This is a genomic window from Nitrospirota bacterium, assembly GCA_030645475.1.
GTDB lineage: Bacteria > Nitrospirota > Nitrospiria > Nitrospirales > Nitrospiraceae > Palsa-1315.
Genome location: JAUSMA010000015.1, coordinates 136,697 through 160,133 on the forward strand (window position 1 = coordinate 136,697; position 23,437 = coordinate 160,133).

A 23,437-nucleotide genomic window follows, 5' to 3' on the forward strand; every position below is an offset into this window, starting at 1 on the left:
CTGTCTGGAGGAAAAGATGCCTGATTTACGACGTGATCCGATTGTCGGCCGGTGGGTGATTATTTCAACGGAACGGAATGCCCGGCCACACGACTTCGTTCCCGTGCATGCCGCACGGCCATTGGCGGCGTCTCTCTGCCCCTTTTGTCCAGGCCAAGAACGATTGACGCCGAAAGAAATCATGGCCTATCGTCCGCAACCGCTGGAGCCCAACGGCCCGAACTGGACCGTGCGCGTCGTGCCGAACAAGTTCCCCGCGCTCCAAGTCGAAGGCGGCCTCGACCGCGAAGGCCTCGGCCTCTATGACCGGATGAACGGGATCGGCGCCCATGAAGTGATCATCGAAACCCCAAGCCACACCGATAGCCTAGCCGACATGCCGACGAAGCGAATCGAGGATGTCCTATGGGCCTATCGCGATCGCATGATCGACCTGAAGAAAGACCTGCGGTTCCGCTACATCCTGATTTTCAAAAACCAGGGTGCGTCAGCCGGCGCCACACTCGAACACAGCCACTCACAACTCATTGCCCTGCCGATTATCCCCACCAGCGTCCAGGAAGAACTCGATGGTTGTCGGGCGCACTACGAACAGAAAGAGCGCTGCATCTATTGCGACATTCTCCGACAGGATCTCGCAGATGGCGATCGCATCGTGGCGGAGAATCCGGAGTTCGTCTGCGTCACGCCATTTGCGCCACGCTTTCCCTTCGAAATGTGGATTCTCCCCAAGCGCCATGCCGGCTACTTCGAGGAAAGCCAAAAGACCCAATTCGAGTTTCTCGCGCCGATTCTCTCCGAAACACTCCGACGCATGAACAAGGTGCTGGCCAACCCCTCCTACAACTTCATCTTGCATAGCTCCCCCCTCCACGAGAAGACCGGGGACTTCTACCATTGGCATATCGAAATCATTCCCAAGCTGACCCAGGTGGCCGGCTTCGAATGGGGCACGGGATTCTATATCAATCCTGTGGCACCGGAAGAATCGGCGAAATTTCTGCGCGAAGCAGCGATCTAAACGACCGTCAGACGTGAAACGTGAGACGTCAAACGACATGACGGATGTCCGCACGTGTACCACAACAGAAAAACCCTCCCGCAGGATGCTCAAAAAGGCCGTTCAGCAAGGCCGCAAGCTCATCGAAATCCTCAACGTACCCCCGAGGGGTACGTTGAGGATTTCGATGAGCCGAGAACGATGCTGGCGGCATGTTTCAGCATCCTGCCAGACTTCGCCCCTTGCCTCGTGCCTATCGCCCAGCCTATGATGCCCCCATGCAAGTCCAACTCAGCCATCCAGCAAGAACAGTCGAAGTCAAAGGCCCCAAGAAGGTCAAAGATCTCTTGAGAGAGTTGAACCTCGTCGTCGAAGCACATCTGGTCATCAAGGGCGACGACCTCGTCACCGAAGATGAGATGCTGTACGACGCCGATCAGGTTGAAATTCGACCGGTCATTTCCGGTGGCTCTCCACATTTCACCCCGCATGGTTCACGCCTCACGAGCCAAGAATGAATTGCACAAAATGTAAAACCAAAGCGGTCATCGGTCTCCCCCGCCACAATGCGGCCTTCTGCAAAGGCTGTTTCAACGGCTTCGTGCACGATCAAGTGGCGCGGGCGATCAAGTCGGAATGGATGTTTGGGAAAGAAGAGCGGATTCTCGTCGCCGTGTCAGGCGGCAAAGACAGCCTGGCGCTCTGGGACATTCTCCTCAAGCTGGGCTATCGCGCCGACGCGCTCTATGTCAACCTCGGCATCGGAGCCTATTCCGAACAATCCCATGCCAAGGTGACGAAGTTCGCTGAGGCGGTCGCCGCCTCCCATGGAGCCAAGCTGCACCTCCACACAGTCGAACAGGAGGCAGGCGCAGGGATCAAGGAACTGGCCATGCTCATCCATCGCCCGACCTGTTCTACATGTGGGACCATCAAACGGTACCAGTTCAATCGCGTGGCGATCGAACAGGAATACGATGTCATGGCTACGGGCCATAATCTCGACGACGAAGCGGCCAGACTCCTGGGTAACGTGCTGCATTGGCAGGAAGAATACCTCGATAAGCAGGGCCCCTCATTGCCGGCCTCGGTGGCAGGCTTTGCCAAGAAGGTGAAACCCCTCTACCGGCTCTCTGAGCGGGAACTCGCAGCCTATGCGGTCTTGAACCGGATCGACTACATCGTCGAAGAATGCCCCATGGCCAAAGGTTCCAAGACGCTCCAGTACAAGGAGGTCTTGAACCGTCTGGAGACCGAATCGCCCGGCACGAAGCAGACGTTCTATTGGGGATTTCTTGAGAAGCAAAAGAAGAAGCAGCCCACTGCGACGACCATGACAGAGAAAGACCGGGCCGTCCTCCACCCCTGCACCTCATGCAGCCAGCCCACCACCGCCGAGATCTGCTCGTATTGCAAGATGATGGCGCGGGCCAAAGTCCTCCCTATTTCATGAGGGTTCGATCCCGCTGTCTCCTCGCCATACGGGCCGGTGTGCTGGCAGCCGTTGTTTGCGTATCCCCTCTTCTCGCTCGCGCTGATGAACCAAGCGCTCCTCCCGCCATCGGCACACAAGCGGTGGGGCTTGCGGCCGGCCCTTTCTTTCCCATTCGCCTACTGCCTGGCCAATCTTCCAAACTCTTCGGTGGCGCGGCGATACCATCCTGGGCCATGACGCTCACCGATCCAGTTGGCTCAAGCTGGTATCGAGGCCAGATCGCGTTAGGCGCCGAGCTGCTGGGGTTCCGGACATCCGAACCGAAGACGGCCTCTGGAGTCGGAGTGACGCCAAAACTGGAATACCGCCTCACCGGCTTCGGTCGGCTACGCCCGTACATCGAAGGCGGCGGCGGGCCGTTATGGACTGACCTGGGGGGCCGGGTCCCGGAGCAACCGGGACAGTTCAACTTCGTGGTCTGGGGTGGGGCCGGATGTGCGTGGCTTCTCACGCCCCAATGGGCCCTGAACGCAGGCTATCGATTCGTCCACATCTCCAATGCCGGCACACGCACACCAAATTCCGGCCTCAACTTCGGACTCCCTCTTGTTGGGATTTCCTATTCCTTCTCTTGATCATGTGCTCGGCTCTTGCAAAGATCCGACCGACCCCGTAAGCTGCTTTCTCGATAGTTGACCTGCGCTGAAACAACCTTATTTCCTCTCCCATGGCAACCACAGAACGCGATTACTACCAGGTTCTCGGACTCCCTAAATCTGCCTCGGCAGATGACATTAAAAAAGCCTATCGCCGTCTCGCCCGTCAGGTCCATCCCGATCTCCATAGCGGGTCAAAGAAGTCCGAGATGGAGAAGAAGTTTAAAGAACTGAACGCAGCGCATGAAGTCCTGAGCGATCCGGATAAACGCAAAAAATACGATCAGCATGGCGCCAACTGGGAGCAAGCCGAGGCCTACGAGCAGGCACGCCGCCAGGCCGGAGCCCAGGAGTACGGCCAGAACCAGGCGCCCGGAGGAGAAGGTTTCTCCGACATTTTCGAAAATCTGTTCAAGGGACGAGGGCGAGGCGGCAATGGCCGCGGTTTTGCCATGCAGGGCGAAGACCTTGAGACCGAAGTGCAGCTCACGCTGGCCGAAGTCTTCACCGGCGTGACCAAACGCATGACCCTGCAAGAGCCCGTGCCCTGTACGACCTGTCGCGGAAGCGGCGCCCTTCGTGGACGAACCTGTCCGACCTGCCAGGGGCATGGCGCGACGCTGCAACCGAATACCATCGAAGTGCGCATCCCCGCCGGGGTTCAGGACGGCACGAGAGTTCGCGTGGCTGGTAAAGGACAAGCCGGCACCAACGGCGGCAAACCGGGCGATTTGTACCTGCGCGTGACGATCGCTCCGGATCATGTCTTTCGCCGACAGGGGAGCGACATTCATGTCTCCCTCCCTGTCTTCCCTTGGGAAGCGGCCTTGGGCGCTGAAGTGATGGCCCCCACCTTGACGGAGCCGGTTCGGATGAAAGTTCCGCCTGGCAGTCGGGCCGACAGCAAGCTTCGACTCAAGGGCAAGGGCCTCCCTGCGGCAGCAGGCGGACACGGCGATCTCTTTCTGACCATTCAGATCGTGATGCCCCCCTCCTTGACCGACGAGGAGCGCACATTCTACGGCCAACTCGGAGCCATCGAACATCCGGATCCGCGAGCCGAGCTGCTCGCTCAGGCCCGCCGCCGATCGCACCCATGACGCTCACGGAATACGCAGTCTTGTCGTTCAGCTCTCTCTTTGTCATCGTCGATCCCATCGCCACGGTCCCGGCATTTTTGGCCATGACGGCGCGCGATTCGATCGGCCACCGGCTTCATATGGCTCGCACCGCCTGCCTCGTGGCCGTCGGCATCTTGATCGGATTTACGCTCATCGGCCAGCGATTCTTTACCCTCTTGGGGATTACGCTCCCAGCCATCCAAGTGGCCGGGGCGCTCGTACTCTTATTGGTCGCCCTCGATATGTTGCGTGCACAGCGATCTCCGGTCCAAGAAACGGCGGCAGAAACAGCCGAAGGCACGACGAAAGACGACATTGCCATTACGCCGCTGGCCGTCCCGATGTTGGCCGGCCCTGCCGCAATATCGACCGTGATTCTGTTGGAGGCGCAGGCGGGCTCCTGGGCTCAACGGGGGATGTTGTTGGCTTGCGTTGTCTTGGTCGGTCTGGCAAGCTACGTGACCTTGGCCATCGGAGCTTCCAGTGCGAAGTGGATGAGTCCTATCGTCGAGAAAATTATCACGCGCTTGATGGGGCTGGTGCTGGCGGCCCTGGCGGTACAATTCCTGTTCAACGGGCTCAAAGGCGAACAGGGGTTACTGGGACAATAGGCAGGTGACATTTTTCATGTTTTCATATCGGTTCAACCTAAGGAGGTCTTCATGACACGGAGAACAGGCACGATCGCGACACTCGGTCTCGCATCTATTTTTGCCCTCACCGTTGGGGTGACCGGAATCTGGGCTAACGAGCCAGGCTACGGCAAGGAAGGGCATGCCGAAGGCGGGCATGGTTCGATGGGGGGACATGGTGCGGGCATGATGCATAACAGCACCGGCCACCTCATCCGTCACCTGCTCAAGCACGAGAAGGAAATCGGGTTGACGGCGGAGCAAGTGGCGAAACTCAAGGAGATGCAGCTCAACCTGGACAAGACCCGCATTAAGAGCGAGGCCGACATTCAGGTGGCGGAGCGGGAGTTGAAGGCCTTGACCGAAGATGAAAAGTCGGATTTGGGAGCGATCGAAGCCAAGTTGAAGCAGAGCGGGGATCTGCAGGCCGGCTTACGCATGACCGCCATCAAAGCCAAGCGGGATGTGCTCGCCCTCTTAACTCCGGAACAGCGCGCCAAGGAGAAGGCCGAGCATGACAAGGTGATGCAGCAGCACAAGGGTGACAGCAAGGGTCACGGCAACCCCCATGGCGGCGCGATGAAAGAAAATCCTCACAAGAGCGGCGATGCGGCTCATCCGGCACCTCCATCGAGCATGAAAGTACAGTAGTTCGATACAGGACGCGCGAGCAGTCAACCGGGCCATCCACCGAGGAGGTGCACCATGAGAACGTTGGGAATTATCACAGCGGGCGTCGTGGGGTTCCTATTCGCCGTCGGCTCCAGTGCCTGGGCGGACGACAAGGAAGCGAAGGTTACGGACCTCGTGAAAGAGGCCAAAGTCACGATCGATCAAGCCATCAAGACTGCCTCCGAGAAGGTGCCTGGGACGGTCGTCGAAGCGGAGCTTGAAAAGAAACATGGCAAGACCATCTGGGAAGTCGAGGTCCTCGGCGCGGATGGAAACGTCACGGAAGTCCACATCGATGCCGCCACCGGCACCGTGATCGATACGGAAGCGAAGAAGGACGAGAAGAAAAAAGAAGGCAAGAAAGGAAAGTAGTTACGCCATGCCGAAAGAGTTGAAACTGATAAGCCGTGATTTGCTGGCCGGGCCCGATCGGGCACCGGCCCGTGCCATGATGAAAGCCGTGGGATTCACCGATGAGGACCTGTCTCGTCCGATCATCGGCGTCGCCAATACCTGGATCGAAGTCATGCCCTGCAACTTCCACCTGCGCCGATTGTCGGAGCGGGTGAAGGCCGGTATCAGAGCCGCAGGCGGCACCCCCGTCGAATACAACACGATCGCCGTGTCGGACGGTATTTCGATGGGCACCGAGGGCATGAAGGCGTCGCTGATCAGCCGGGAAGTGATTGCCGATTCGATCGAACTCGTGGCTCGCGGACACCTCTTTGACGGCGTGGTGGCACTCTCCGGATGCGACAAGACCATCCCTGGCACCGTGATGGCGCTCGCGCGCCTGAACCTGCCCTCGGTGATGCTCTACGGCGGCTCGATCATGCCGGGCCAGTTCCAAGGCCATGACGTGACCATTCAAGACGTATTCGAAGCCGTGGGGAAACATGCAGCCGGCACGATGAACGATGCCGAGCTCAAAGACCTCGAAGACCATGCCTGCCCTGGCCCCGGTGCCTGTGGCGGCCAGTTCACGGCCAATACCATGGCCATCGCGTTCGAGTTCCTCGGCATCTCGATGATGGGACGGAACGGCGTGCCGGCCATGGATCAGAAGAAAGACGACGTGGCCTTCGAATGCGGCGTGATGGTCATGGATCTACTGAAACGAGACCTGCGCCCCAAGCAGATCATCACGCGGAAATCGCTGGAGAATGCCATTGCCGCGGTCGCCACCACCGGCGGCTCGACGAATGCCGTGTTGCATCTGCTCGCCATCGCGCGCGAAGCAGGCATCAAGTTGAGCATCGACGATTTCGACAAGATCAATCGGAAGGTCCCGTTGCTCGCCGACCTGAAGCCGGGTGGACGATTTACCGCGTCGGATCTGTATGCAGCCGGAGGGACCACCTTGGTCGCCAAACGGCTGCTCGATGCCGGGATCCTGCACGCCAACCAACCGACCGTGACCGGACGAACGATTGGAGAAGAGGCCAAAGACGCCAAGGAAACTCCTGGCCAACAAGTGCTTCGGCCCCTCTCGAATCCCATCAAGAAAACCGGTGGGCTCGTCATCTTAAAGGGAAACCTCGCGCCAGATGGCTGCGTCGTGAAAGTGGCCGGACATTCGATCATGACATTCCGCGGCCCTGCGAAAGTCTATAATCGAGAAGAGGATGCCTTTGCCGCCGTGCAATCCCGCAAAATCAAAGCGGGCGATGTCGTGGTAATCCGCTACGAAGGCCCGTCCGGCGGCCCAGGCATGAGAGAAATGCTGGGCGTGACTGCGGCCATCGTCGGTGCAGGTTTGGGCGATTCCGTTGCGCTCCTCACCGATGGCCGCTTCTCCGGCGCCACCCATGGGCTGATGGCAGGCCATGTCGCACCGGAAGCCATCAAGGGAGGCCCGATCGGCGCCGTGAAAAACGGCGATATAATTGTCTTCGATATCGCCAAACGAACGCTGACCCTGGAGGTTTCGCAGAAAGAGATCAAGGCCAGGCTCAAGAAGGTCAAGCAACCGGCGTCACGCTACACCTCAGGCGTCATGGGCAAGTACGCGCGGCACGTCTCCTCTGCGTCGGAAGGGGCGATTACCACGTAGGAGTGAACAAGGCTGCGGCTGGAATATTCGGCTAGCCGTATAGGGGTATCAGTTCACAGCCTGTGCGTTCGGCATGTCGTGCCAGGCGCACAGGCTGTATTCAGGCACAGCTCTCTCTCACCTATCTCCCCTTCATCCGTCCACGCATCTCTGACATCATGCTGTCGAGATCGGCTTCCGCCTTCGCTCGATCGCTGACCAACTGATCGAGATTGTAGGAACGAGCCGGAGCCGGCTGAGGCGGGTCTGGCTTCATCATCTGCTTGAGCGGCAAATCGGGCTGAGACGGCGAACCCGGTTTAGCTTGTGACTGAGACAGCGGTTGGTCAATGATGGGCTGTGTTTGTCCAGTGGGCAGCGGAGTCCCTCGTCCTGCTCGTCCCCCCACTCCCTGCTCTCGCAACCATTGTGTGGCGACACTCGACTTGAGCGAGAAACTGATACTTGTGATCGGAAGGCCGTCCGAGGCTACCCGAGCAATCGCAGTATTCACCCCGACCATATGCCCTTCGCCATCGAGCAACGGGCCTCCCGAATTACCACGATTGAGGCCGGTCTCTGTCTGAAAGACATGCTTGCCCCTGACCCCGTTAAAATTATCGACCTCGGCGCTGATGACACCAGTGGTGAGGGTCCACAATCCACCTTGTTCGGGATGGCCAATCGCGACTACATGATCCCCGATCCTCGCCTGCCCTGATTCACGTATATCGACGACAGGCAGCGGTTCATTGACGCCATCGAGCTTCAACAGGGCCAGGTCTAATGGTTGCGAATAGGCCACGACCTTGGCGCGGACCATCCGTGAAAGATCGCTCTTTGAGTCTCCGGTGACCCGAGCTGGCTTGAGATACACGGCCAGACGAGCATAGGGCTTCCCCGTCTGCTCTTCAATCACCACATGCGCGTTGGTGAGGACCAGTCCGTCGGACTGAATGATCGAACCGGTTCCGCCACTCCCCTTCCTGCCGCCATCCGCATAGCCCATCACCATCACCACAGCCGGAGAGGCCTGTTCGTATATCTCACGAGGCGATAAATCCTTCGCAATGGCTATTGAGCTCCATAGCAAGGAGAGAAGACACAGGCCTCCCCACGTCTTTGACCTCATCACGGCCTCCTTTTTTTGGCGACGATGCTCGCCCCGATTCATGTTCATTGTACGATGAAACGCAGGAACGAACCGGACGTTGACGGGAGCAAGAGTTGACTGGCACGAGAACGTGGCGAGGATAGCGCTAGCCGCGCTTATAGAACTCCGCGATCATCTCCACCACATAAGCCTGCTGCGCTTCCGTCAATTCGGCGTAGATCGGAATAGACATGACCTCTTCCGCTGCCTGCTCTGACAGAGGGAACGATCCCTTCCGATGGCCTAAATCGCGATAGCAGTGCTGGAGATGCATCGGAAGCGGATAGTACACTTCCGTGCCCACGCCTTTCTCTTTGAGGAAGGTGCGCAATTCGTCGCGCTTCGGGACTCGCACCGTAAACTGGTTATAGACGTGGAAATTTCCAGGTACCGTGGACGGCAGCGTCACTCGATCCGTATGTTTCGTTCTGGAGAACAACTGCTGGTACCGTTCGGCATTCCGACGGCGGCCCTCGGTCCATTGGTCGAGATACTTCAATTTGATCTGGAGTACGGCCGCCTGAAGCGCATCCAGCCGGCTATTGATACCGATCGCCTCATGGAGGTAACGGACCTGACTCCCGTGCACACGGAGCATCGACATGGAGTCGGCAAGGGACTTGTCATTCGTTGTGATGAGCCCCCCATCGCCAAACCCGCCTAAATTTTTGGTAGGGAAAAAGCTAAAACAACCGGTGTCGCCAAGGATCCCGGCACGCTTCCCTTGCTGACCGGCGCCGATAGCCTGGCAGGCATCTTCGATGACGTGGATCTTCTTCCGCTTGGCAATCTCGTTGATCGCAGCCATGTCCGCACATTGTCCAAAGAGGTGCACGGGCATGATGGCTTTTGTGCGAGGCGTGATCGCTTGTTCGATCAGCTTGGGGTCGATGTTGAACGTATCCGGCTGAACGTCCACAAACACCGGCTTCGCGCCCAATCGTGAAATCGCGCCCGCCGTAGCAAAAAATGTGAACGGGACGGTAATGACCTCATCGCCAGCCTTCACGCCCATGGCCATGAGAGAGAGCAACAGGGCATCGCTCCCGGAGGCGCAGCCAATCGCATAACGAGACCCAATGTACCTGGCAACGGATTCCTCGAACGCCACCACGCGCGGCCCTAGAATAAACCCCTGCTCGTCACAGACCGTTTCTAGCTCCGCCATGATCTCGGCACGGAGGGGCTGGAACTGAGCTTTCAAATCAAGCAGCGGCACATTCATCAAAGCGGCTCCCTACAGGATGCTGAAAAAGCCCGCCAGCATCGTTCTCGCGTCGCTCAGAGGCTCAACGTACCACAAGGGTACGCCTCACCCCTTCGCTCGCTGCGGCCTTGCTGGACGGCCTTTTTGAGCATCCTGATGTTATTCTGGCCTCAGGACCATACGAAAGATTCCCATCATCTTTTCCGTATCAACCATGCTTTCCCACAGCCTACCGGAGTCAGTCCAAACGGTCGAAGGCTCAACAAGGCAATCGCGACACTCCCTTCAATACCTTGCTCCTTGACATAATGCAAGTGGAGAATCGGAACCGCGGGCTGGCAGGCTTAACGAAAATCTCGCCGTTGAAAAATGAGGCTGGCCATGAAGAGGAGCAATGCCGTATACGCCGCTCCGTAGAGGGCGATCAGCATCAGGTCCGAACCACTGACTTCCAGATGATGCACGACATGGCCCTTCAAGTTGAAGCGCTCGAGGTTTGGGAGGAGATAGTAGATCCCGTTCAAAATTCCCCGGCTAAGACCATCCATCTTCGCCCCGAATGTTTTCAGGTCTGCCGTGAGATGTCCGATCACATACAGCGCCAACGTGAAGATGGCGCTCAGCGTTGCGCTGCTAAAGGTTGAAAACATGAGGGCGACCGCTGTGACCACCATGAACTCGACGAAAATCAGCGCCAGCGCCTTGAAGAGCATCCCCTCGATGGGAACCTCTTGGGCATAGAGCACCACCAAGAGTCCCAGCGCCATAATCGCCGTGTTGACGAATAGAGTGATCGTGAGCCCCAGATATTTCCCAAGCAGAAATTGGTAACGCGCCACCGGCTTGGACACAATCGTGTAGATCGTCTTCTTTTCGATCTCCTTGCTCACCAATCCGATCCCGACAAATATCGCAATCAACACCCCGAAGAAATTAATACTCCCGAGCCCAATATCCAGAATGAGCCGATGGAACTCCCCCAAGGTGAGCCGTGACAGGAGCACCGAACTGCCGATCATGAGCAGGGCAAACACCAACAGATTATAGAGCAGCTTGTCACGCAGGTTTTCCCGAAATGTATTCAGTGCGATCGACAGAATCTTCATGTTCGATGCTCCGACGAACTCCGATGTTCTTCGACCTCCCGGATGAAGAGATCCTCCAATGAACCCTTCTGAGGATTGAGCGACACCAGACAAGCCTTCGCCGCGCGGATAATCTCCAGCGCTCCCTCCACTTGTTGCTGGCTTTGCAGCACCACCAACATCCGATCCCCCTGCATGACCACTTTGTCGGCGAGCGGACGGAGATGGTCCAATCCAGCAGGGGTCAGACGATCTACAACCAGTTCCACTTGATGGTTCGCTCCTTGATCCAGCAAATCGGTCACCCGGCCACAGGCTACCAGCCGCCCCTTCAGGATCATCGCGACCCGATCGCACAACACTTCGGCATCGTGCAAGATGTGGGAGCTGAACATGACCGTTTTCCCGGACTCTTTGAGACGGAAGATCAGATCGCGAACTTCTTTCCGTCCGATGGGGTCCAGCCCGGACATGGGTTCATCCAGCACCACCAACTCCGGATCGTTGATCATGGCTTGCGCGATCCCTATCCGCTGCAACATGCCTTTTGAGAACTTCCTGAGCTGGAGATCCTTCGCATGCGTCATGCCGACTAACTCTAGGAGTTCGTCAATTCGCTTATCCAAAACAGCGCCCCACAGCCCAAACAAATGTCCGTAAAACCCAAGAAACTCCCGGCTCGTGAGGTAGTCGTAAAAGTAGGGCGACTCGGGAAGAAATCCCAGCCTGGCCTTAGTCTCAGGATCGCCCAGATCCCGTCCGAACAGCTGCGCGCGCCCGCTCGTCGGATAGATGAGCCCCATCAACATCTTGATGGTCGTGGTTTTCCCCGCGCCGTTCGGGCCAAGAAAACCGAATACTTCTCCACGCCGGACTTCGAGACTGAGGCCATCCACAGCGGTAACGCGCTTTCCCCAAAATCCCACGTGGAAGATCTTCGAGAGTTGCTCAGTCTGTACGACAAGATCGGAACGAGGCGTCATGGCTCACTCCCAGGTCCTAGGGAAACTATAGGAAGGCTCTATCTTGGGAAACCTATAGGCCAGCGGTTTTTTACGTTTAAAAAACGTGCGCAGCCGTTCCGGATGGGTCGAGCTGGAAATTCTACCGGTCTTAGGGTCCAACCGGTAGTCTCCTCCGAACGGTTCCTCTGGCAGCAGGGGAAGAGTCCCCGACTGCACGAGATCCGCGAGGATCGCAGGGAGAGTCCGGTGTTGTGCCTGGTAGGCCTCCACCGCGCTTTCCAACATGCGAACATCCCGTTCAATGATAACTTCTTTCACCCGGTTCACCAAGATCTCTTGCATCTCCGGATCATGCGTCTCCCGCAAACGGGCTTCAAGAAACGCCAAGGCCGTGTTAGGATTCCCCGCCTCAGCCGCCATGCGAGTAGCGAGTCCTGGGAGATAGGTTGGGCCATCAGGCAAGCCGGCCGCCCGCATGATGGATTCGGCTCCCTTGGCAGGATCGCCGAGCAGAAAATAATAGTTGTATCCAAGCAGAAAGGGAATGTACCAGACCTCGGGATTGGCCTCGACCCCCTTTTCAAGCAACCGGTTACTCAAATCCGGTCGGTTCGCGAGATCGCCGAGGATATTCCCCCCGACATAATAGGCGTAGGCATATTGAGGATCGAGGGTGGTGATCACGTCTAAGGCGTGATACATCCATTCATACTCGTCCGCACTATTCCGTTTCTTCCCCACCACTTGCAACAGCCTCAGCCAGAGAAGATCGGCCCCTATGTGTTGATAGCCGAGCAAGGCCGGTTTCAAATATTCCCCCTTGGGAAGCTGCGCGAGGCTTTCGATCTGGACGACCGCCCGATCCTGTCGCAAATCGAGCTCCCCTTGCAGCCAGCCGATGCAAGCCAACAGGAGGATGCCCCCCATACCGAGTAGAAGCTGATTCACGAGCGCGGCGCTGCGATGATGTATCGTTGTTGAGACCGCCATGAGAGTGAAACCGGCAGGGTGAATAAAGCGGAAAGTCCCGGCAGCCAAATGGCTGCCGGGACCCCCTGACCTGACCTACAGCAAACTAGAAAATCCCGCTTGTGCAGTCCTGGGATCCCTGATCGCTACTCGACGCCCAGAATGAGAGAGCGCCATCGCCATCCAAATTCGATGAAGCGGTAGCGACAAACCCTGTGGCGTTCGCCACCACAGCCCCGGTCGCCGCAGCAGGACCGAGAATGCAAGCAGCAATAGGAGCAGCAACCGCTGACGGACCGGAGATATACTGAAAGGCGGTATTACCCGACGCGACAAATCCAATGTCGGTGAACAACCCGGCAAGCACCGCAACACCAGCAGGCGGAGCCACGCAAAATGCCGAACCAGCAGCCAGAACTGTGGCGGCATAAGGTTGTCCCACGGCCGTGGACGGCCAGCCAACAGGGATTGTCCTGACATTGACAGCCGGTACCGCACCAAGTGCGCCCATCGTGGGAATACCGAGATAGCAGCTTCGTTCAGCCTGAAAGGCGATATTCGACGTCTTAATCGCATTCAGGTTCACTTTGGCCTCCGACTGCCGCGACTTTAACTGATACTGCAGGAAGTTCGGGATGGCGATGGCCGCCAAGATTCCGATGATCGCGACCACGATCATCAACTCGATGAGGGTGAAACCCTCTTGTTTACGCAATGCCTTAAACATCGTACTGCCTCCTTGTTGATGGTTCACTGACCTTCCCCCTTCACACCCTGATTTTTTCTTACCAGGACTCACATCTGTTTCTGCTGCCTTACCCTTTAGCAGGTTCGATGCCGGAGATGAGAGCAGAGGGGTGAAAGCCTTAGTTAGATGAAATATCATATAGTTACGATGTCCATCCTACGAGGCAGCAGACCATGTGATGACAATTCACTCCGACTTTTATTCTAATCTGCCAATATTTGTCGTCCACTGTACAGAGCCTGGCACTCATTACGGCTTCTTGGATGTCCGGGATGGCCCAGATAGAGTCTCCAATAGTCTGAGTTGATAACCCTGTTGTAACAATGGGTTAGCTGATAATTCTGAGGCTAATAAGTCTCGTTCGCTGTGACATCGCTGGTTCCAATGGATCGCACCATCATATGGGTCAGCGTTTAGAGCAGAGGAGAGGTGAGGAAAGAAGAAATGCGATACGTGACTATGGATTGGGCGTATGGCTCTGTATCTTATCTGATACACGCCGCTTAGCCTGTTGGATACGTTCCTCATTGGCGGGGTCGCCCATCCCTAGGTCACGGAATCGGTCCATGAGCTTAGTATTGGAGGGATCAAGTTCCAGCGCATGGAGCCAAGCCTCGCGGGCCTCTGAGAGGTTCTGTTGCTTCGCGTAGATATCACCGAGATGCTCGTAGAGCACCGGATCGTTACCGGCGAGCGTAAGTGCACGTTTCATCTCGGTCAATGCCTCGGTCAACAAACCTGATTTAAATAGAGCCCAGGCGAGGCTATCGACATAGTACCCATTGCTCGGTTTCAGCGCGACGGCCTGCTTGGTCAGGGACAGTGCTTGCTCAATCTTGAGCCCCCGCTCTGCATAGCTATAGCCCAGATAGTTCAGCGCATCGGCATGATGCGGATCCAGCTTAATCGCAGCCTCCATGACGCGCACCACGTCCTCAAAGCGATTGAGCTTGTCGTAGGCCGTGCCGAGATTAAAGTGCAAGTCAGCGCTCGCGGGATTCTGGCTGATGCCTTCTTCAAGAGCCCTGACCGCATCGTCGAACTGGTCCTGCTGCAGATAGGTCAAGCCCAGCACAATGTGAGATTCTGGCTGCTTCGGATTGATCGTGATGGCCTTGGTCAAATGCGTAATGGCCTCAGGAAATTGCTTCAACCGATAGAACAACACGCCGAGATGCAGATGCCCCTCGAAATAAGAGGGCTCCAGTTGAACATTAAATGTATAGGTCTCGATGGCGCTCTTCGTGTCCTTAGACTCCTCGTAGAGAAACCCCAAATAGTCTCTGATTTTGAGCTCCGTCGGGCGTGCCTTGAGAATCTGGATCAACTGATCGATGGCCTTGGGATATTCCTTCTCTTCTCCATAGACTAGCGCCAGTCGAAGCTGAGCATCGAGGTCCGACGGATCTTCCGTCAGTAAATCGCTCAACTCTTTCCTGGCGCCCTGAAAATCTTTTGCCGCCACATAGAGCCGCACCAGCTGGTGCCGGATATCCCGGTTTCGTGGATTCACCGTCTGGAGATATCTCCGCAACACCGAGACCGCTCGCTCCTGATCCTGGCGTGATTCATACATCGAAGCGAGAGAAAGGTAGGCCGGCTCAAACGAGGCATTGACTGTAATCGCCCGCTCTAGACTCGCCGCCGCCTCTTCCCCTTTTCCCTCATCCAGAAGTATGCGCCCCAGATGATAATGACCGACAGCCGATTCGGGAACCCGTGCCAGACCAGCTCGAACAGCCTGCTCCGCCTCGGGCTGCCGCTTCAGATTCAGGAGCAATAGGCCCTTTGTAAAATAGGGGTCACCGGATGTTGGGTCGGCTTCGATCGCCCGATCCAGCAAGGTCACCGCCCGCTCTCCCTGCCCCGCGCTGGCTAAGATGCCGGCCATCTGTGTGAGGAGTTGACCGTCTTGGCTTGCTCCCTCTGCAGCCCGATCCGCATAACGAACGGCATTGGGCACATCGCCCAACGAGAAGTAAAGACCGGCCAGCCTTGCATTGACAGACTGAGACGTGGGATCCGTCTTCAGGGCAGCCTGATATTCCTGAATGGCACGATCCATGTCTTGCGCAAGTTCGGCTTGGTATCCGAGCATAAAATGGAAGGAGGCCGCGGCATCGGGAGAATGAGTCGAGGATGTTGCCTTGGGCACATTGGCAGAGGTGAGAGGTTCTTTCGGCGCGTGAGGCGCTGTGGCGCAGGCCAGGAACGCAAAGGGAACCAGCACGCCCGCCACTCCTCTGAGTAGTGAACTACCTCGGCTACTCGCCGTTCGGCTCAGGATGAAGTCTGTTATGAAAATATGCACGATCCCCTTGCTGGACGTCGCGTAACGACTCAGGTGTTCAGTCTAAAGACCGACGGCTAAAAGTCTTCAGCCTATCTACCTGCAGCCTCTCTGCCTGCATAGGTCAGAAAGATTATACGAGTGGGATGGGACCGGGTCAAACGACTTCGCGATTGTCGAGGCTTTCGAACTTAGCAAAACGATCGTGGAAGAAAAGTTCTTTTTTCCCAATCGGACCGTTCCGATGTTTACTGATGAGAATATCGGCAATGCCCTTCCGTTCGGAGTTCTGGTCATAGACCTCCTCACGGTAAATGAACATCACGACGTCGGCATCCTGTTCGATCGCGCCGCTCTCGCGGAGGTCGGCCAGCATCGGGACAGGCGGCTTTCTGGCTTCCACTGCGCGGCTGAGCTGCGACAGCGCCACAACTGGGACGTTGAGCTCCTTGGCCAAGGCTTTCAGCGAGCGAGAGATGTCGGAAATTTCCTGCTGGCGGGACTCGGAATCGCTCCGCCCCTGCATCAGCTGGAGGTAGTCGACGATTAAGAGATCCAGCCCCCGTTCAGCCTTGAGCCGACGCGCCTTACCCCGCATCTGCTGCACGGTAATACCACCGGTATCGTCGATGTAGATCTGCGCTTGTTCCAGTCGGCCTGCCGCCTCTGCAAGACGCCACCAATCCTCTTTCTGAAGCTTGCCGGTTCTGAGTCCATGGGAATCGACCCGCGCCTCTGAACTCAACATGCGCAACACGATCTGCGGCTTTGACATTTCAAGGCTAAAAATTCCCACCACCGCGTTCGCATGAATGGCGGCATGGACAGCCATCCCCAACGCCAGACTCGTTTTCCCCATGCTAGGCCGCCCCGCGATCACCACGAGGTCTGATGGTTGGAGGCCGGCGGTAATGTCGTCAAGATCGTAAAATCCGGTAGGAACGCCCGTGACATGTTCTTTTCTCTTCGACAACTTGTCGACGAGATCGAGACTTTCCTTAATAATGGAATTAATGGGGGTGAACGACCGATCCAGTTTCCCCTGGACAATGCCGAATACCGACCGCTCCGCGAAGTCGAGCAAGTCGTCGATTGATGAGCTGCCTTCGTAACCGCGCGTGAGGACCTCCGTCGAGGTATTGATCAGCTCTCGCAGCAACGCCTTGTCGCGAACAATCTTGCAGTGGTACCGAATATTGGCGGAGCTGGCCACGCTCTGCACGAGCTCCGCTAAATACGCCGCGCCCCCGACGGCCTCAATTTCGCCCAGCGCTTTCAACCGTTCCGTCAACGTAATCTGATCGATGACTTCGCCAATGTCCGACAATTCCAACATCGCACGGTAAATCTTCCGATGCGACGTCCGGTAGAAATTCTCTTCGACCAGCAACTCCATTGCCTTGGCCATCGCACTATTGTCGAGAAGAATTGCGCCGAGGACCGATTGCTCGGCCTCCACATTCTGAGGGGGAAGTTTGGGCTGTGAGAGATCGACGGCTGACATGGATTTCATGATCGTTTCTTGGGCTGCCGCAACGCGCGACGAGCCTCGGCCACTAGATCATCAAGCCCCATTTTCTGCGACTGACGGCTGCGATTGCCGGTTCGGCCGCCAGGCAGGTGAGCCGCCAGGGACTCGACCACCAGCACATCATCACGATCTACGCCTGGGGCACCCACAATGACTACAGACGAAGCGTGCTGGGCCAGCCCCGCCGTCGCTGCGGCAGTCACGAGCGCCGCGTCGCTCCCCTTGATCGTCTGCTGGACCACTCGGGCGCCTGTCTGACGCAACTGTGCGGCCACCTCCATCAAACGTGAAGTGGCCTTAGGTGGCGCAGCGACAAGATACTCGACTCGCGATGATCCTGCGCCCTCCTCAGGAAATGCCACGGTACGAAAGAGCCGATCGACGTCCAAGCCAAAACCGGTTGAGGGCAATGGCCGGCCAAATCGACCCATCAAATGGTCATATCGTCCGCCGCCGCCTAACTCCGCCCCCATCCCTTCGGCAAACACGTCAAAGACGACACCATCATAATAGTCGAAGCCTCTGAACTCCCCGAGATCCAGGAGGAGTGAATCCCGGTGGCCCGCTGCACAGAGCAACTGATACACCTGCGTAAGCCGTGCGAGTGGAGCGGCCAGTGCCGGATCACCAGCCGCGAGAACCCGTCCCCGTGCCAAGACCTCCTCTTGGCCATACAGCTCAGGCGCTTCCCGAATAGCACGCGCCGCCGTTTTAGAGATGCGTTCACTCGCCAGGACCTCTTCGAGTCTCGGCAAATCCTTTCGCGCAGCCGCTTGCTCAGCTAGCTTCTGCCCCTGCAGCGACAGTCCGGATCTCGAGAGAAGCCCCTTAATAAATCCGACATGCCCTAGAGATACTTTGAAAGACTGCAGGCCGATCGTGTGGAGACATTCGATCATCAAACCAATCACTTCACTGTCGCTCGTGGCATCGTCCAGGCCGATGAGTTCGGCTCCGACTTGAAAAATTTCGCGCCCTCGCCCGGCATGCTCCGTTTCATACCGAAATACCGAGGTCCGGTACGACAGCCGCAACGGCAACGTCGCGCCCGTGAGCCCCATCGCAACCGTCCTGGCGATCTGCGCCGTAGCATCCGGACGGAGGAGGAGCGTCCGCCCTGTCGTGCGATCGACGAATTGGTAACAGTGATCGATCAGTTCCGGTTCAAGCCCCGGAGCCAACACATCGAGATACTCGAATGTGGGAAGAATGATCTCGTCATAGCCCCAACGATTAATATGCGCGAGCAGCTGTTCTTCTAGGCGGCGAACCTGCTTCGCCGCATGAGGAAGTATCGTCGCCATGCCCACGGGCACGAGCGAACGCTCGCGGGACGACGAGACCTGTCCCGAAGAGGGGCGCGGCTTCGGTGGAACGGAGACCATAGCTGACCTGGTGGGTGGCGCGCGGGGTTAGGACAGAGCCGCGACTTTGACTGAAAGAATGTCCTTGCTGGATTTGATCGTCTCAAGCACCGTGTTCGGAAAAACCGCATCGGATCCAATGATGAGCAGCGCGGTACCGCCCCGCTTCTCCAGTGCACATTGCATGCGGACAATATTGATCTGGTTGTCGCCAAGGACCTTGCCCACCATCCCGATCACTCCTGGGCGGTCGACGTTGAGGATCAACAGCATATGTCCTTCCGGCACGACCTCGACATTGAACTGATCGATCTCGACCACGCGCGGATCTTTCTTGTGATAGAGCGTGCCGGCAACCTGATACGATTTCTTCCCGGCTTCCACTCGCACACGAATCAGGCTGGTGAAGTCTCCCGCATCGGAGCTCTTCACTTCCTTCACTTCGATCCCGCGCTCCTTCGCCACGATCGGCGCATTCACATAGTTCACGGGCGCTTCCATCATCGGACTCAGCAACCCCTTCAACACGGCGATCGTAAGTGGGGCGACAGACAGACTTGCCACCTCCCCGCTGTATTCGACGGTCACACGTTCAAGGCCGCCTTCGCATAACTGGGTCTGCAACTTCCCTAGCTGTTCGGCTAATGACAGGTAGGGCTGAAGCCGCGGGAGCAACTCGGGAGAGACAGACGGGATATTGACCGCCCCACGGGCAATGCCTTTGGTGAAATAATCGACGACTTGTTCCGCGATGCCGACGGCCACATTCTCTTGCGCCTCGGCCGTCTGGGCTCCGATATGCGGCGTACAAATAAAGTTATCCAGCGTCAACAACGGATTGTCCGCCTTCACCGGCTCTTCTTCAAATACGTCGAACGCAGCGGCCGCCACGCGCTTAACCTTCAACGCATCAAACAGATCACCCTCATGGATAATCCCGCCGCGGGCGCAATTCACAATCATCACCCCCGGCTTCATCGTCGAGATCGATTGCGCATTGATGAGCCCTTTGGTCTCAGGGGTCAACGGCGTATGCACAGAAATAATATCGGCACGTTTGAAGAGCTCATCCAGCGGCATCATGGTGACGCCCATCTTCTGCGCGCGCTCTTCGGCCAAGTAGGGATCGTAGGCGATGACGCTCATGCCGATCCCCTGAGCCAGCTTTGTGAGATGGCTGCCGATTTGCCCAACGCCGACGATGCCGAGCACCTTGTTATAGAGTTCGACGCCCATAAACTTATCTTTTTCCCACTTACCGGCCTTCACGGACGCGGTGGCTTGGGGAATACGACGGCTCATCGCCCAGATCATCGACATCGTATGTTCGGCAGTCGTGACGGTATTGCCGCCTGGCGTGTTCATCACCACGATCCCGCGACGCGTTGCGGCCGGCGTATCGACATTGTCCAGCCCCGACCCGGCACGCCCGACAATCTTCAACTTCTCGGCTGCCGCAATCAGTTCTGCCGTCACTTTGGTCCCGGACCGCACGATCAAGCCATCGGCGTCCTTGATCTCCTTGAATAGCTCTTCTTTCGCCATCTTGGATTTCACGACTACCGTGAATCCAGCCTTTTCAAGAAGCTCCACGCCCTGCTGTGACAAACTATCGCTGATGAGGATTTTCATGCCCATTGTGCCTGCCCTATGTATAAGTTTCGAGGCGTACCCGCTACGCCATCAAAATTTCTTGTGCCTTCGCCACGCCGCTTCCAAGTTTCACGGGATGACCCAGCCCTTTAAGCACCATTTCAACAGCTGCCACCGCCATGATGACATCGAAACGGTCCATGTAGCCCATGTGGGAGAGCCGGAAGATCTTTCCCTTCAAATGGTCTTGCCCGCCGGCTGCTGTAATGCCGTATTGCACACGCAGGTTCTTGTAGATCGCCTGTCCGTCCACGCCCTCCGGCGCTAAAACAGCAGTGAGGGCATCGCTGGGCGACTCTTTGGGAAACAACGCCAGCCCGGCACCCTGTAACCCTTCGCGCATGGCCTTCGCGAGCATGGCTTGACGTCCGAACACGCCCTCGAGCCCTTCCGCGCGCATCATTTTCAAGACTTCCTGCAACCCGACGATGAGGGACACAGCCGGGGTATAGGCTGTCTGATTCTTCTGCTGATTCTCATGCTCTTTCTTGAAATTGAAGTAGAACGCGGTATTCTTCGCTTTCTCCGCCAATTGCCAGGCTTTATCGCTCACGCTCACGAATGCCAGGCCCGGAGGGAGCATCAGCGCCTTCTGTGACCCTGTGATCACGACATCGATCCCCCACTCATCGGTCTTGATGTCGAACACGCCGAGGGCCGTAATGGCGTCCACTACAAGAATAGTTTCGCTATAGGGCTTCACGATTTCCGCAAGCGCCTTGATATCGTGGGCCACGCCGGTCGAGGTTTCACTCGCCTGCACATAGACCGCCTTAATTGAAGGGTCCTTCTTCAAAGCATCAGCCACCACTTGGGGATCGACGGCCCGTCCCCACTCCACCTTGATCTCGATGACCTCTGCGCCGAACGTCTTGCAGAGCTTCGTCCACCGTTCCCCAAACTTCCCGCCATTAATGGTAAGCGCTTTGTCGCCGGGAGAGAGGAAGTTCGAGACCGAACCTTCCATGCCTCCGGTTCCGGATGCCGCCAGCATGAGCACGTTATTTTTCGTTTGGAACAGCCACTTCAGCCCATCCCGGACTTCCGCAAACACCTTATCGAACTCGGGAGCACGGTGGTGGAACATGGGTCGCGCCATGGCCAACAACACTTCAGGGGGCACAGGCGTGGGACCGGGGGCTAGCAAATACCGCTTCAGCATCGACGGATCCTCCTCGGATAAAACGTGAAAAATCCTACGCGGGAAGGGGGGACGATACCATTGCCTCCCAAAAGCTGTCAAGGCAAGGAACCGCGTGGGCACGCGTGTTTTCAGACTGTTCCATCCTCCAGTTCCCGGCGTGATATCCGCTCATGATTTCCTGCAAACGTGAACGAGCCTGACCGCCATATGCCCACGAGCAGAATGCCAATCCTCTTGCAATTCCTTGACAAGCGCGAGGTCGCTCGGTAGTCTACCCTCACAGAATATGTTGAACCTCAGACACCATACTGAATAGTCAACGCATGTCCACGACGCCACTCAGACCAAGACATGCCGCCTTCCCGATCGCACTCTTCCTGGGAATGTGGCTCAGCCTCTCTCTGCCGATGGAAGGGCACAGCGCCACGTATCCCGAGCCCGTCTTAGCTGATCCGTCCACAGTCCTGGACGAGAACGCACCGGCAGCAGACGACCCGGACGACAATCTGGTCCCGCTCGATACGGTAGGCCCGGCAACGGAAGGCACCAATTCTCCCTCTGTACGAACGAGCAGCGTTCCCCGGGCTGAAGACCTCTTGCAGCTGAACCCAGCGGGAAACTCTCCAGCAACCGCACGCTTTTCAGATGCCTTGAATCCTCCGGCTGAACTGGCCCCGACTCAAGACGCCCCTCGAAGCGCGACAGCGGAATATGCCGCCTACGATATGCCGATCGTCATGGACTCCTCGGTGCAGGCCCACATTCGCTACTTTAATACCGGCATCCACGATCGCTTCGAGCAATGGCTCCTCCGGCTCAGCCGCTATCGACCGCTCGTCGATAAAATCTTCTCGGAGTTTCATCTCCCCAGCGACCTGGTCTACCTTTCACTGGTGGAGAGCGGATTCAACCCCTACGCCTACTCCAGAGCCAAAGCCACAGGCCCCTGGCAGTTCATGCAGGGCACGGCCAAGGCCTATGGGCTCCGCGTCGATAACTATGTGGACGAACGGCGAGATCCCATCAAGTCAACGGTCGCTGCGGCACGTTACCTCCGCGATCTCTACGACCTCTTTGGCGCCTGGCCGCTCGCAATGGCCGCCTACAATGCCGGAGAAGGCAAGGTGATGCGAGCCCTCCACAAAGCCCAGGTCGAAAGTTTTTCCGAGATTTCCAAGACACGATTGATTCGACGAGAAACGAAAGAGTACGTGCCAAGATTTATGGCCGCAACGATCATCGCCAGGAACCCCGATCGATACGGCTTTTCTCAGGAGTCCGCTGCCCCCCATGAGTTTGACGAGGCCATCATCACTCGAACCGTCCATTTCCGTGCCATCGCCAATGTAACCGGCATTCCTTATGAGGAGCTCCGGCTCCTCAATCCTGAGCTGCGCCGAGACGCCACACCTCCTGGCGACGAGACCTACCACCTCAAAGTACCGGTGGGAATGAAAGCGAAGGTGGAGCAGCTCCTTGATCGCATCCCATCCTATAAGTTCCCGCAGCTCCCGGAGAAGGCTCATCTTGCGGCAGCCGGGCCCTCTCGCTGGTATAAAGTCCGCGTGGGAGACACGCTGGGAAAAGTATCGAAACGGTTTCGCATCCCCATCAAGACGCTCAAGACGAAGAATAATCTCTCCAGCCCGACCATTCGACCAGGCGACTTTCTCGTCATCAGCCGCTAGATTCGGTCTTCCCTACTCCCCGTTCACAGGGCAGAGCAAACCACCAAGCCAAGGCAGCGAACAGCCTACCGGCTTAATAGATTGCGAAAAAC

Annotated in this window: 20 protein-coding genes and 1 pseudogene; 10 read left to right on the forward strand and 11 right to left on the reverse strand. The window is 57.2% G+C overall.

The genetic code is table 11. The annotated features are described in order from the left end of the window. The first annotated feature begins 16 nt into the window (after window positions 1-16). The 9 genes from galT (at window position 17) to ilvD (ending at window position 7,569) form a co-directional block, all read left to right on the forward strand. Window positions 17-1,021 carry a galactose-1-phosphate uridylyltransferase gene (gene galT, locus Q7U76_03700; GenBank protein MDO8355478.1) on the forward strand — a complete coding sequence of 335 codons (1,005 nt, stop codon included), beginning with the start codon at window positions 17-19 and terminating at the stop codon, window positions 1,019-1,021. A 191-nt stretch (window positions 1,022-1,212) separates the two neighbouring features. Next, window positions 1,213-1,518 (forward strand): MoaD/ThiS family protein, encoded by a 306-nt coding sequence (locus Q7U76_03705; GenBank protein ID MDO8355479.1) that lies wholly within the window; start codon window positions 1,213-1,215, stop codon window positions 1,516-1,518. Further along, window positions 1,515-2,453, forward strand: coding sequence for an ATP-binding protein (locus Q7U76_03710; GenBank protein ID MDO8355480.1), 939 nt, complete (start codon window positions 1,515-1,517; stop codon window positions 2,451-2,453). The genes Q7U76_03705 and Q7U76_03710 overlap by 4 nt, the downstream gene beginning before the upstream one ends. Further along, window positions 2,450-3,070: an acyloxyacyl hydrolase gene (locus tag Q7U76_03715; GenBank protein ID MDO8355481.1), complete on the forward strand. Its 621-nt coding sequence runs from the start codon at window positions 2,450-2,452 to the stop codon at window positions 3,068-3,070. The genes Q7U76_03710 and Q7U76_03715 overlap by 4 nt, the downstream gene beginning before the upstream one ends. A 92-nt stretch (window positions 3,071-3,162) precedes the next feature. Then, complete coding sequence (locus Q7U76_03720; GenBank protein MDO8355482.1) at window positions 3,163-4,191, forward strand: DnaJ C-terminal domain-containing protein; 1,029 nt, start codon at window positions 3,163-3,165, stop codon at window positions 4,189-4,191. Further along, the gene (locus tag Q7U76_03725) at window positions 4,188-4,823 is read left to right on the forward strand and encodes a MarC family protein (GenBank protein MDO8355483.1); all 636 of its coding nucleotides are present in this window, start codon (window positions 4,188-4,190) and stop codon (window positions 4,821-4,823) included. The genes Q7U76_03720 and Q7U76_03725 overlap by 4 nt, the downstream gene beginning before the upstream one ends. Window positions 4,824-4,874: 51 nt before the next feature. Continuing rightward, complete coding sequence (locus Q7U76_03730) at window positions 4,875-5,495, forward strand: periplasmic heavy metal sensor (GenBank protein ID MDO8355484.1); 621 nt, start codon at window positions 4,875-4,877, stop codon at window positions 5,493-5,495. Window positions 5,496-5,549: 54 nt separating this feature from the next. Then, complete coding sequence (locus tag Q7U76_03735) at window positions 5,550-5,888, forward strand: PepSY domain-containing protein (protein ID MDO8355485.1); 339 nt, start codon at window positions 5,550-5,552, stop codon at window positions 5,886-5,888. A 7-nt stretch (window positions 5,889-5,895) separates the two neighbouring features. Further along, window positions 5,896-7,569 (forward strand): dihydroxy-acid dehydratase, encoded by a 1,674-nt coding sequence (gene ilvD / locus Q7U76_03740; protein MDO8355486.1) that lies wholly within the window; start codon window positions 5,896-5,898, stop codon window positions 7,567-7,569. A gap of 121 nt (window positions 7,570-7,690) precedes the next feature. Here ilvD and Q7U76_03745 read toward each other — a convergent pair whose 3' ends face one another. The 11 genes and pseudogenes from Q7U76_03745 to Q7U76_03795 form a co-directional block, all read right to left on the reverse strand. Continuing rightward, window positions 7,691-8,680 carry a serine protease gene (locus tag Q7U76_03745; GenBank protein MDO8355487.1) on the reverse strand — a complete coding sequence of 330 codons (990 nt, stop codon included), beginning with the start codon at window positions 8,678-8,680 and terminating at the stop codon, window positions 7,691-7,693. Window positions 8,681-8,807: 127 nt separating this feature from the next. After that, window positions 8,808-9,926 (reverse strand): DegT/DnrJ/EryC1/StrS family aminotransferase, encoded by a 1,119-nt coding sequence (locus Q7U76_03750; protein MDO8355488.1) that lies wholly within the window; start codon window positions 9,924-9,926, stop codon window positions 8,808-8,810. A 326-nt stretch (window positions 9,927-10,252) separates the two neighbouring features. Then, window positions 10,253-11,014, reverse strand: a complete 762-nt coding sequence (locus Q7U76_03755; protein MDO8355489.1) for an ABC transporter permease — start codon at window positions 11,012-11,014, stop codon at window positions 10,253-10,255. After that, entirely contained in the window at window positions 11,011-11,976 is a 966-nt protein-coding gene (locus Q7U76_03760; GenBank protein ID MDO8355490.1) for an ABC transporter ATP-binding protein, read from the reverse strand. Before Q7U76_03760 ends, Q7U76_03755 begins: the two co-directional genes overlap by 4 nt. Before the next feature lie 3 nt (window positions 11,977-11,979). Next, the gene (locus Q7U76_03765; GenBank protein MDO8355491.1) at window positions 11,980-12,948 is read right to left on the reverse strand and encodes a hypothetical protein; all 969 of its coding nucleotides are present in this window, start codon (window positions 12,946-12,948) and stop codon (window positions 11,980-11,982) included. A 541-nt stretch (window positions 12,949-13,489) separates the two neighbouring features. After that, window positions 13,490-13,654, reverse strand: a pseudogene (locus Q7U76_03770) (prepilin-type N-terminal cleavage/methylation domain-containing protein). 478 nt (window positions 13,655-14,132) lie between these two features. Then, the gene (locus Q7U76_03775; protein MDO8355492.1) at window positions 14,133-15,905 is read right to left on the reverse strand and encodes a tetratricopeptide repeat protein; all 1,773 of its coding nucleotides are present in this window, start codon (window positions 15,903-15,905) and stop codon (window positions 14,133-14,135) included. Between the two features lie 217 nt (window positions 15,906-16,122). After that, a complete protein-coding gene (gene dnaB / locus Q7U76_03780; protein MDO8355493.1) occupies window positions 16,123-17,478 on the reverse strand; it encodes a replicative DNA helicase in 1,356 nt (451 codons plus the stop codon). Then, a complete protein-coding gene (hisZ, locus tag Q7U76_03785; protein ID MDO8355494.1) occupies window positions 17,475-18,800 on the reverse strand; it encodes an ATP phosphoribosyltransferase regulatory subunit in 1,326 nt (441 codons plus the stop codon). The genes dnaB and hisZ overlap by 4 nt, the downstream gene beginning before the upstream one ends. A 108-nt stretch (window positions 18,801-18,908) precedes the next feature. Continuing rightward, window positions 18,909-20,492 (reverse strand): phosphoglycerate dehydrogenase, encoded by a 1,584-nt coding sequence (gene serA, locus Q7U76_03790; GenBank protein MDO8355495.1) that lies wholly within the window; start codon window positions 20,490-20,492, stop codon window positions 18,909-18,911. A 43-nt stretch (window positions 20,493-20,535) separates the two neighbouring features. Beyond that, window positions 20,536-21,675 carry an alanine--glyoxylate aminotransferase family protein gene (locus Q7U76_03795; protein ID MDO8355496.1) on the reverse strand — a complete coding sequence of 380 codons (1,140 nt, stop codon included), beginning with the start codon at window positions 21,673-21,675 and terminating at the stop codon, window positions 20,536-20,538. A 305-nt stretch (window positions 21,676-21,980) separates the two neighbouring features. Here Q7U76_03795 and Q7U76_03800 point away from each other — a divergent pair, with 305 nt between their 5' ends. Continuing rightward, window positions 21,981-23,345, forward strand: a complete 1,365-nt coding sequence (locus Q7U76_03800) for a transglycosylase SLT domain-containing protein (GenBank protein ID MDO8355497.1) — start codon at window positions 21,981-21,983, stop codon at window positions 23,343-23,345. Window positions 23,346-23,437 lie beyond the last annotated feature (92 nt).